Genomic DNA, 11,618 nt, shown 5'->3' with positions numbered 1-11,618 from the left:
ACTATACACCCATACCCCCTGGGGGTGTCCAGTACAGAATAAATGTATGACATCTCGCTACAGATGAGGGTAGTTGGTTTACCGATGGACCGTCCCAATCAATCATCTCAATCTGTAACATCTAGCAGGGAAAATGACCTCTAACTGTTACAGATCAAGACAATTGCCGGGGAGGGGTCCCGTCACGGCAAGACGCCCGCTCTCTAGATACAGAATCCGGGGATCACGCAGGTTCGTTTGTTTGGCTTGTCCGCAGGCGTTGCGTACGTAAAGGCGTCGCCGTCGTGGCCCACACGGTTTATGTAGAGCGTGCCTTCGGTCTCCGATGAGTCGGGGCTCACCGTGCGCTCCCACCAGCAGGTGTCCTTGCCCTTCCACTGACGGACCATCGTCTCGTTCGTGGAATACGGGCTCACCTTGAGCTCGCGGAAGAGTTGGTACTCCTTGCCCTCGCTGTTGTAGATGTCTGCCAGGTAGTGATAGTCCTTGGTAAACGAATCGGGCGGTTGCGTACCGCACAGCTCGACCATGGCGGGCAGCCAAAGGGTTGCGGGCAACTCGCTCAGACACGATGCACTGTTGGCGGCGCCCACATTGTTCGAGACCTTCTTGACCCCTTTAATGAGCGCGCGCAACTCGTTGGGTAGCAGCTTAAGGCCGTCGCCGTTGAGCCATTCCCGCAGCTCGCAATCTGCCCAGCCGGCGCTCGGCGGTTCAGCTGCAGCGTTGCGCTCGGCAATACCCGCGTCGAACATAAACGTCAGCCCGGCCTTGCCCGTACCGTCTAGAAGCTCGTCGTGGCGGATACCCACAAGCTGCGCGCCAACCTGCAGCCCGTTGGTGAGCGTGACGCGCTTGGTGCATGGATAGGGGATATGCCCGTTGTCATCGAGCAGGTGATAGCGCTTGGCAATCTCGCGTGCCTCGCTACGGGTCTCGGCGGCCTTAATCTTGAGCGAAATCTCCTGCAGCTGATCCCAGGTGTAGTCGTCAAGTGAACCGCGGATGCCGTCAAGGTAGTCGGGGATGCCAAAGCCATGGGTTGCCGCCCCGATAACGCTGAGCCCCGCAACGGCTGCGATAGCGCCGCCGATAATAAAGCGGCGGCGGGTCATGGTATCGTGGCGGGCCTGATTCAGGATCTCTCGTGCGCGCTCGCCGGCGACGTCGACCTTAAGGTGCGTGCCAGAATCGATATCAATTGCGGCCTCGTCTCCTGCACCTTCGCGGCCCTCGGATTCGGCATCGGTGAGGTATGCCGAGAGCACCTCGAGCATCTGCTGCTCGGTGGGACGATCGCACTGCTCGACTGAGAGACCCTTCATGATGATCTGGACGAGCGCCTCATCGCCCTCGCAGCGCGGCTCGAGCGGTGCCGGCTTGGTCTTGGTCTTTACGAGATAGAACGAGCCGGTTGCAGCGGCGTCCGTCGACTCAAAGTCAAACGGTTTGCGACCGCTGTAGAGCTGGTACAGAATGCTCGAAAGCGCATAGACGTCGATTGCCGGCGAACGGCGAAGGGCCGCGATGCCTTCGATATCCTGCGTGAGCATCTCGGGCGCGGCGTATGCGGGCGTGGCAAAGCGCCAGATGTCGGCGCGCCGGGTGATCGTGTCGTCGCCGAGAGCCATGGTCGCGGAGCCCATGTCGATGAGGCAGGGGTCAAAGGAGCAATCGGCAATCTGCTGCTCGAGCGTTCGGCTGGTGGTGCGGAACATGATATTGGCAGGCGACAGGTCGCGATGGATGACCGGATTCACGAGGCCTTGGGTCATCAAGAGCGCACGAAGCACGGCGTTTCCGACGGCGGCGACCATCTGGGTGGTCAGCCCGCCCGAGGCGTCGTGCGGAAGCAGGGGCAGCGCCTGCTTGAGCGAGGTGCCCTCGACCCACTCCATGAGGATGAGCGGGTCATCCTCACACGAGCCGTAGCCATAGACGCGCGGAAATCCGCGCAGCTGCGAGACGGTACACAGATGACGGTACTCCTCGAACAGCGCAGCGGTGTTGGCCAGGTGCGCGGCCGATTGCTCGGCGGAGCGGTCGGGGGCTTGGCCGGAAAGGATAGCGTTGTCCTTGAGTAGCTTGACGGCAAAGACCTCGCCGCTCGTGTTGGTCGCGCGCAGCACGTGCCCGATGTTGCCGTTGTTGCGGTGGGCCGTCTGGAGAATAAGCGTCATAAACCGACGTTTGGCGTCGTCCTCGGCGCTGGGGTCGACCGCCACGGCGGTATCGAACGTATCGAGACGGATGAGTTTGTCGCCATAGGCGCTATCGGTAGTATCCATGGCGTTCCTTTGTCTGGCATGGGTTGCCGCACGTATACGCGAGCAGTGCGGATATCGGTAAAGTACCATGATAGCCGCACTGCCCACGTATACCGCTGAGCATTGTCGTTTACGACGCAGAAGGTAGAAGACGAAAGACGGACGGCGACCGTCTTCCGATCGCCGTCCGCGCTAGTCCACAATGACAAGGAATGTCGTGTAGAGACCCAGATGGAGCCTGTCGCTGTTTTCGATTTCCACTGGGGGATAGATCTTGCCGGGCTCGCGTTGGTCGCGCGGCGGCTCAATCACAATATCGCCGTCGCCTGCACCCGATTCGAGTACCGTGCCGTTGGTCGATCCAAGGCCCTGGGCGTACCAGTGCTCACCCTCGAGCCAAATGCGAAGATGCTCGCGCGATGCGTCGGCGCCCACATCGGTGATGCTGGGCGAGGTTTTGGGCAAAGAACCAATCACGGTGCCGCGCGGATCGCGTGTGAGGGGATGGATTTGCATGTCGGCGCAGTTGTCGGCATGGGTTCTGAGCAGACCGAGGTTGGGAGCGACGGTGCGCGGCTGCTCCAGGCTGCTCATAAAGCCACGTCCGACGGTAGTTTCGGTGGTGCCAAAGTGCCCGCCCGTCTTGCTGTCGCAAAAGCGCTCGACGGTGGCCACGCCCTGAACGGGATCGGCGAGCGCCCCCGTTGCCACAAAGAGCATAAGGTAAAGCGTGCTTTTCTCACGCACGGCATTGCCGTCAAAGTTGTCGATGCGATTGAGGGCATTTGCATATAGGCGGCTGTCCAGCTTGTAGCTGGCGAGAGCCGACATCATTTCGTTGGCGGCCGGACCGCGATAGTGCTCGGCGATTGCCCGATAGGCGGACTCGCCGCCGCCGAGCTTGCTGCAGATTGCCGAGGAAAGGTTGAGCGTGGTGACGGTAAAGTCGCTGTAGATGGAGGGCGCGCACTGGTCAGGCTTGCGATGGACGATGTAACGGGTGAGATACGAGCGGTTGGAAGAGCATTTCTCGAGCAGGGTACTGCCGAGATAAGAGTTTCCATTGATGAGCATTCGGGCGATCTCGAGATGTTTAAGACCGCCGAACGAGCGAATATCGTTATAGAGGACCGAGCAAGGCGTCTCTGCTGCCACGGATACCTCCTTTGATTGCTTCCTAGCCAATATGGCGATAGGAATTAATGGCCCCCGGTGGGCGACGTATTAAATGGCTGCGCAATATATAGCGTAACCAAAGCAACATTATAGGCCACATGTTCGAAATTGCAGGAAGACTGAGAGATTTGGTTTGGACTGGACGGAAATCCCCCTCTGTCTTGATCTATAACAATTAGGGCCGATTTTACTCCGTAACTGTTACAGATCGAGACGTTTGTGAACCGTGTCGACCGTTTGTCTCGATCTGTAACACGTAGAGGAAGATTTGCCCTGTAGATGTTACAGATTGAGACAATCAGCCGGGCCCGCCGCGTCCGCCTCGTCATCTGTGGTTTACGTGGGGGCATGCGAAGCACGGGTATACTAACCCGCGGCGAATCTGCTCCATCGCTTAGAGCTGCTGCGTCTGGACGGCGCGTGATAGGGCTGCCAAAGCGATCGCCAGCGTGCTGAGCAACGTCCTCTCTGTGCGCACCTGTTTTTGTATGTATTAGCGCACTACCAAGCACGCCCGCGCGGCCGCATGCCGTGCCCATTGCGCGTGCAGATAAGGAACAACAACATATGCGTAATTCTGTATCCGACGTCACGGACGCCGAGATCCTGGACGAGGCCCGCGAGGCCATGACCCAGGCTGCCTTCGATGCCGCCGATGAGGCCAATGCCGCCCAGGCCGTCGAGTCCGCCACTGAGAACCTGCCCGCCTTTGACGAGCTGGGGCTTTCCGACGAGATGCTTCGTGCTATCGAGAACCTGGGCTACACGGCGCCGACGCCCGTGCAGGCCGGCTCCATCCCCGTGGTGCTCGAGGGCCGCGACCTGCTTGCCGCCGCTCAGACCGGCACCGGCAAGACGGCCGCCTTTTTGCTGCCGACCATGAACAATCTGGAGCACATCGCTCCTCCCAAACCCGTGCGCGAGCGCGGCGGCCGCAACCGTCGTCGCGGTGCTAAAAAGCCCGAGGGCAACGGCCGCGGCCCCGTGATGCTCGTCATCACCCCCACGCGCGAGCTTGCCCAGCAGATCGACGAGGTCGCGAGCAAGATCGCCGACGTCACGGGCCACGTTGCCGTGACCGTCGTGGGCGGCGTGAGCTACAAGCCGCAAACCGCTGCCCTCAAGTACGGCTGCGACATCCTGGTCGCAACGCCGGGCCGTCTGGTCGATCTGATCGAGCAGGGTGCCTGCCATCTGGACGAGGTCAAGGTGCTGGTGCTCGACGAGGCCGACCGTATGCTCGACATGGGCTTTTTGCCTGCCGTCCGCCGCATTGTGCGCGAGACGCCGACCGAGCGCCAGACGCTGCTGTTCTCGGCGACGCTCGACGAGGAGGCCGTGGGCGAGATCACCGACCTGGTGAGCGACCCGGCACGCGTGGAGATCGCGCCCGCCACGTCGACCGCCGACACCGTCGACCAGTTTGTGTTCCCGGTGTCCATCGAGGCCAAGAACAACCTGCTGCCCGAGTTCCTCAAGAAGGAGGGCCCGGAGCGCACTATCGTCTTTATGCGCACCAAGCACCGCGCCGACAGCTGCTGCCGTCGTCTGGAGCGCAAGGGCATCAAGGCCGCCGCGATTCACGGCAACCGCAGCCAAGCTCAGCGCGAGCGCGCGCTTTCGGCCTTCCGCGATGGCACCGTTGACGTGCTGGTGGCAACCGATGTTCTCGCCCGCGGCATCGACATTAGCGACGTGCGCTACGTCGTGAACTATGACGTGCCGGCCGAGCCGACCGACTACATCCACCGCATTGGCCGTACGGGCCGCGCCGGCGAGCTGGGCTGGGCCATTACGTTTGTGACCGAGCAGGACGTCGACGAGTTCTACGAGATCGAGAAGCTCATGGACAAGAGCGCCGACATCTATGAAGCCGGCGACCTGCACGTGGGTCCCAACCCGCCCGCCGTTGACCCCGAGCGCGATCCTGCCGCTTTTAAGGTGAAGAAGAAGACCAAGCGCGGCAAGTCCAAGAGCAAGAAGAAGCTTGAGCAGGCGCGTCGCGACGGCAAGCGCAACGGCGATGAGTACGGCGATGTGGCCGGTCGTTCCAACCGCGGTCGCGACGAGCGTCGCGGCGACGGCGAGCGTCCGAGCCGTCCCAAGCGCGGCGGCAAGACCCGCGTGCGCGAGGGCGTTCAGGCTCGCGTGGACGAGGCTGTGGAGAGCGTGGCCCGCGAGGTTGCTGCCGAGGAGCGCGGCGGTGCTGACGCCGTCAAGCAGGCCCCGCGTGGCAACCGTGCCGAGCGTCGTGCCAAGCAGTTCCAGGGCGAGGCACATCGCCGCCGCCGCGAGGACGAGGATCGCGGTGGCCGTCGTCGTGTCGAGCGCGAGGACGAGGGCCGCGGTTCGCGCGGTGGCAAGCGCGGTGCGGGCGACCGCCGTCGTTCCGGTCGTGATGACGAGCGCGGTGGCCGTGATGAGCGTCGCGGCGGCGAGGGTCGTGGTGAGCGTGCTGCCCGTGGCGGTGAGTCCCGTGGCGGCAAGCGCTTTGAAGAGCGCGGTAGCCGCGGCGGCGAGCGTCGCGAGGGTGCTCGCGGCAATGGCGGCCGCGGCGGCGCTGGTCGTTCGAATGAGTCGCGCGATCGTCGTGACCCGCGTGCCAGCCGCGATCGTCGCGATGACTGGCGCAACTACGACGATACCCGCGAAGAGCGTCGTGGCGGCTATCGTGGCGCTCGTGGTGGCAACCAGGCCGGCTCCCGTGGCGGCCGTGCCGGCGGTCGCGATAACCGTGGCAGCTATGGCAACAGCCGTGGCGGCAAGCGCGGCGGCAGCTTCCGTCGCCCCGGTGACGGCGGCGGCAAGCGCAAGTAACATACACATCGCACGCTAGCGTGAGACAAGCTAAGGGCCCGAGCAAACAACGCTCGGGCCCTTTTGTTTGCCGTGTCCATCGCTAATTCAAACGTGATTTTCTCGGGAATGCATCTGGGGGATGCTGAGGACCTATTTTCTGCCATGCAGCAATGGGCCCCATGGGGTGCGCCGTGCATTTTTTGGAGTATTCTGCAGTTCGAGTTGTCTGCATATGATCCGACGTCGCCAACGGTGGCCTTCGGATATCCCTGGCGAGCGTTCTGAGTCAGATTTCGCCGTTTTCCGGAGCAGGGGCGCGTCATTCTCGCCATGTCGGGACTTAGAATGATACGGCGCCCTACAGTTTTGCCCACCCGCGGCGGTGCTGGCGTGGTTACGTTGCAGAATACTCCGTTTTTTGCACGGGCTAGGATGGGGTACCTCAGGAGAACACAGCGGTATCCCGTAAATATATACAATTTGTACCGTAATTTATACAAAACGAAGAGGCAGACAGCGTAGGGTGGGTGCATTGGGGAGCTTGGTGCATTAAAACGGGGACCCCACGTGCCGTATACTCTGGCTGGATGTGAAAGCGGCTTGACGCGTTGCCAGGCGTAGGGGAGGGTGCCTCGATGAGCGTATTCGAAATTGTGTTTAGTCCGACGGGTGGAACGCAGAAGGTGTCAGGCCTTGTGGCCGGAGCACTGGGCAAGAATACCGTTACCGTCGATCTGACCGATAGCGGGTTGGATTTCAACGCTGTCTCGATGACTGAGGACGACGTGGCCGTAATCTCTGTGCCGGCGTATGCCGGTAGAATCCCGGCTGTGGTGGCTGACCGGTTGGGCATGGTGCGCGGCAACGGGGCTCGGGCTGTTTTGGTTTGTGTATACGGAAACCGCGCGTTTGAGGACACGCTCGTAGAGCTGGAGGACGTTGCGAAGCATGCGGGATTCCGGGTGATCGCGGCAGTTGCAGCCATTGCAGAACATTCCATTGCGCGACAGTTTGCTGCCGGTCGTCCGGATGCGCAGGATGCGGCGCAGCTTGCTGAGTTTGCTCAGCAAATTCAGCAAAAGCTGTTGGCTGAGGATGCGTCCGAGCCCTCTATCCCCGGCAATCGTCCTTATAAACAAGCTGGAGGTCACCGCATGGCACCCGAGGCAACAGAGGATTGCGTTTCCTGCGGTGCATGCGCCGCGGCGTGCCCCGTTTGTGCTATCGACAAGGGTGACCCCAAACGAGCAGCTGGCGAGGCGTGCATCTCCTGCATGCGCTGCATTGCCGTATGTCCGCGAGGTGCTCGTAAGGCTGATCCCAACAAGCTATCCGCTGTTTCCCAGATGCTGAGCAAGGTTTGCGTCGTGCGGAAGGAATGCGAGCTCTTTATCTAGCGCAAGTGAGATTGGTGCAAACAAACCTGGCCCTTTTGCACCAAAAACGATCCGTTTTCCTCCGTTCCCAAGGGATCATGTGATCCGAAGGGGACGGAGGAAAACGGATCAAAAAGGAAAAATAGTAAGGCGCTCTTTTTCACATTGAATATTGTCATTTGGTAACGCGTTTTATCAAATATGGCATTTATCTGCGGTAATGTTCTATTTCACCGCTGAGGGTGACATTTCATGCCGCCTGCCGAACTGCGTGAAGACCTAACAACTTTTTAGGTCAGTGTTGTGCGTGTAGCAATTTCGCCCGGCCTCGCCTCCGGGCTGCCGCATGAGAGGGGATCTTATGGCACGACTGCACGTAATGGAACGCAGCCACGCTCAGGCCGTCATGGACGACCTGCACGATGCGCTCGGACGTCGTCTGGCGGTGAGCTCGCTCGCCCCGTGCCCCGTTGAGTTTACGGCAGCGCTCGTCAACCTGTGTTCGACGCAGAGCTGCGGCAAGTGTACGCCCTGCCGCGTGGGCCTGAGCGCGCTGAGCGACCTGCTTGCCGATGTGCTCGAAGGGCGTGCCGATGAGTCTACGCTCAACCTGATTGAGCGCACCGCCCGCACCATCTATCTTTCGAGCGACTGCGCCATCGGTTACGAGGCCGGTGCCATGGCGCTTACGGCTATCCGCGGTTTCCGCGACGATTTTGAGCACCACATCCGCGAGCACTCCTGTGGCTTTGACCGCGAGGCCCGCGTTCCGTGTGTCTCGGGCTGTCCGGCGCACGTCGACATTCCCGGTTACATTTCGCTGGTCGAGGCCGGCCGCTATGCCGATGCCGTCAAGGTCATCCGCAAGAACAACCCGCTGCCGCTCGTTTGCGGCCTGGTGTGCGAGCATCCCTGCGAGATGCACTGCCGTCGCGGCATGGTCGACGACCCCATGAACATCCTCGCCCTCAAGCGTTTTGCCGTTGAGCACAGCGACCTTAACGATTACAAGCCTAGCGTGGCCGACAACACCGGCAGGCGCATCGCCGTGGTTGGCGGCGGTCCGGCCGGCCTTTCCTGCGCCTACTACCTGGCCGTGATGGGCCATAAGGTGACCATCTATGAGCAGCGCCACCACCTGGGCGGCATGCTGCGCTATGGCATTCCCAGCTACCGTCTGCCGCGCGTGCGCCTGCAGGCCGAGATCGACTGGATCTTGAGCGCCGGCATCGACGTTGAGCTCGATCACTCCGTCAACGGCGAGGAGCTTGCCCGCCTGCGCGACGAGTTCGATGCCGTCTACCTGGCCATTGGCGCCCACAGCGATAAGAAGCTCGGCCTTCCGGGCGAAGAGGCGCCCGGCGTGGAGTCGGCCGTCAAGATGCTGCGCGCCATCGGCGACGACGAGCTGCCCGACCTGAGTGGCCAGCACGTGTGCGTCATCGGCGGCGGCAACGTGGCCATGGACGTGGCGCGTTCTGCCGTGCGCTGCGGTGCCGAAAAGGTGAGCATCGTCTACCGCCGCCGCATCTGTGACATGACGGCCCAGGATGCCGAGATCGCCGGTGCCCAGGCCGAGGGCTGCGAGGTTTTGGAACTCACCGCACCGCTCGCTATCGAGACGGGTGAGGAAGGCCGCGTGACTGGCCTGCGCGTGCAGCCGCAGATTATCGGCGAGCCCCGTCGTGGGCGTCCGGCCCCGCGTGCCGCAGCCACGCCCGAGCGCGTCATTCCCTGCGAGCGCGTGTTTGTGGCCATTGGCCAGGACATCGACTCCAAGCCGTTTGAGGACATGGGCATTGCCTGTAAGTGGGGCTGCGTGGTCACCGATTCGGATGGCGCCGTGCCTAACTTCGATGGTCTCTTTAGCGGCGGCGACTGCCAGACCGGTCCCGCCACCGTCATCCGGGCCATCAACGCTGGCCGCGTTGCTTCGGCAAATATCGACCGCTATCTGGGCTTTGACCACAAGATCAAGCTCGACGTTGAGCTGCCGACCGTGCAGTTTAAGGGCAAGCACGAGTGCGGCCGCTGCGAGCTGGGCGAGCGCGAGGCCGGCGAGCGCATCCACGATTGGAATCTGGTCGAGCAGGGCCTTACCGAGGAGGAGGCACGCCAGGAGGCAAGCCGCTGCCTGCGTTGCGACCACTTTGGATTTGGCGCGTTCCGCGGAGGGAGGAGCCTGGAATGGTAGAGCCCAACAAAACCACCGTCAGCGACAACACCGAAAACGGAGCGAACAATATGGTCAAGCTCACGATCGATAATTGCGAGGTCGTGGTGCCCGAGCGCACCACGATCCTGGACGCGGCCAAGTCCGTCGGCATCCAGATTCCCACCCTGTGCTACCTGCGCGATCTAAACGAGATTGGCGGTTGCCGCGTGTGCGTGGTCGAGGTTGAGGGCTGCGACCAGCTGGTTGCCGCCTGCAACAACTACGTGCTCGACGGCATGGTGGTCCGTACCAACAGCCCCAAGGCCCGCGAGGCGCGACGCACCAACGTGCAGCTGCTGCTGTCCCAGCACGACTCGCGCTGTACGAGCTGCGTGCGCAGTGGTAACTGCAACCTGCAGACCATCGCCAACGACCTGGGCATCTTCTATCTGCCGTACGAGCAGCACCTGGCGCGCGAGGGCTGGGACTTCGATTTCCCCATCATCCGCGATAACGACAAGTGCATCAAATGCATGCGCTGCATCAAGGTGTGCGAGAGCGTTCAGGGCTTAGGGATTTGGGACCTGACCAACCGCGCCACACATACCGCCGTGGGTACCCGCGGGCGCGCGCCGATCGGCAAGACCGATTGCGTCGCGTGCGGCCAGTGCATCACACATTGCCCGACGGGCACCCTGCGCGAGCGTGACGATACCGAGACCGTGTTCGATGCTCTCGCCGATCCCGATAAGATCGTGCTGGTGCAGATTGCGCCGGCCGTGCGTAGCGCCTGGGGCGAAGAGCTCGGCATTCCGCGCGAGGAGGCTACCGTCGAGCGCCTGGCTTGCGCGCTGCGCCGCGTGGGCTTTGAGTATGTGTTCGACACCGACTTCTCGGCTGATCTCACCATTATGGAGGAGGGCTCCGAGCTGCTCGAGCGCCTGGGCAAGGCGGCCAAGGGCGAGGGCGACAGCCGCGGCTGGCCCATGTTTACGAGCTGCTGCCCGGGTTGGGTGCGCTTTGTGAAGGCGCGCTATCCGGAGTTTGTCGACAGCCTGTCCACGTCCAAGTCGCCGCAGCAGATGTTCGGCGCTATTGCCAAGACCTACTACGCCAAGGTGCTGGGCGTGGAGCCCGAGCGCCTGTTTGTGGTGTCCGTTATGCCGTGTACGGCCAAGAAGGCTGAGTGCGCGCTGCCGAGCATGATGGGCGAGGGCGGCGCGCCCGACGTGGACGTTGCGCTGACGGTGCGCGAGATGGTGCGCATGATCCGCGCGAGCCACGTGAGCGTCGACACGCTTACCGAGGAGCCGCTCGACACGCCGCTGGGCTTTGGCACGGGCGCGGGCGTGATCTTTGGCGCCACGGGCGGCGTGATGGAGGCCGCCGTGCGCTCGGCCTATTACCTGGTGACGGGCAAGAACCCGGATGCCGATTTCTTTACCGACGTGCGTGGCCTGGATGGCTGGAAGGAAGCCGTCGCCGATATCGATGGCACCAAGGTGCGCGTCGCCGTGGCACACGGGCTGGGCAATGCCGCCCGTCTGCTCGACGCGATTCGCGACGGCCGCGTGAGCTATGACTTCGTTGAGGTCATGGCGTGCCCGGGCGGCTGCGTCGGTGGCGGCGGTCAGCCCATCCACGACGGTTGCGAGCTGGCAGCCGAGCGCGGTCAGGTGCTCTGGGGCCTCGATGCGAATGCCGAGATTCGCTTCTCGCACGAGAATCCCGATGTCCAGGCATGCTACCGCGAGTTCTTGGGCGAGCCGCTCTCGCCGCTGGCCGAGGAGCTGCTGCATACCGACCATCACGCATGGACGATGCCTAACGAGGGGGCGTGCTAGC

At 62.3% G+C, this 11,618-nt stretch carries 6 protein-coding genes; 4 read left to right on the top strand and 2 right to left on the bottom strand.

Translation table 11 applies throughout. From position 1 onward, the window contains the following. Positions 1-203 precede the first annotated feature (203 nt). Together RX395_RS05440 and RX395_RS05435 are read right to left on the bottom strand one after the other, a co-directional pair. Positions 204-2,288, bottom strand: coding sequence for a protein kinase domain-containing protein (locus RX395_RS05440; protein WP_316366069.1), 2,085 nt, complete (start codon positions 2,286-2,288; stop codon positions 204-206). Positions 2,289-2,459: 171 nt separating this feature from the next. Continuing rightward, positions 2,460-3,422, bottom strand: coding sequence for an FHA domain-containing protein (locus RX395_RS05435; RefSeq protein WP_316366067.1), 963 nt, complete (start codon positions 3,420-3,422; stop codon positions 2,460-2,462). 588 nt (positions 3,423-4,010) lie between these two features. Here RX395_RS05435 and RX395_RS05430 point away from each other — a divergent pair. From RX395_RS05430 to RX395_RS05415, 4 genes are all read left to right on the top strand, one after another. Next, positions 4,011-6,260 carry a DEAD/DEAH box helicase gene (locus RX395_RS05430; RefSeq protein WP_316366066.1) on the top strand — a complete coding sequence of 750 codons (2,250 nt, stop codon included), beginning with the start codon at positions 4,011-4,013 and terminating at the stop codon, positions 6,258-6,260. A gap of 677 nt (positions 6,261-6,937) precedes the next feature. Then, positions 6,938-7,639 (top strand): 4Fe-4S dicluster domain-containing protein, encoded by a 702-nt coding sequence (locus RX395_RS05425; RefSeq protein ID WP_271748317.1) that lies wholly within the window; start codon positions 6,938-6,940, stop codon positions 7,637-7,639. Between the two features lie 340 nt (positions 7,640-7,979). After that, positions 7,980-9,812 (top strand): NAD(P)-binding protein, encoded by a 1,833-nt coding sequence (locus tag RX395_RS05420; RefSeq protein WP_316366063.1) that lies wholly within the window; start codon positions 7,980-7,982, stop codon positions 9,810-9,812. Continuing rightward, the gene (locus tag RX395_RS05415) at positions 9,806-11,617 is read left to right on the top strand and encodes an NADH-dependent [FeFe] hydrogenase, group A6 (RefSeq protein WP_316366061.1); all 1,812 of its coding nucleotides are present in this window, start codon (positions 9,806-9,808) and stop codon (positions 11,615-11,617) included. The genes RX395_RS05420 and RX395_RS05415 overlap by 7 nt, the downstream gene beginning before the upstream one ends. The last annotated feature ends 1 nt before the right edge of the window (position 11,618 follow it).

The organism is Collinsella aerofaciens, from assembly GCF_032584215.1.
GTDB lineage: Bacteria > Actinomycetota > Coriobacteriia > Coriobacteriales > Coriobacteriaceae > Collinsella.
Note: the sequence above shows the minus strand (reverse complement) of the source record. Positions and strands in the feature narration are given on the sequence as shown.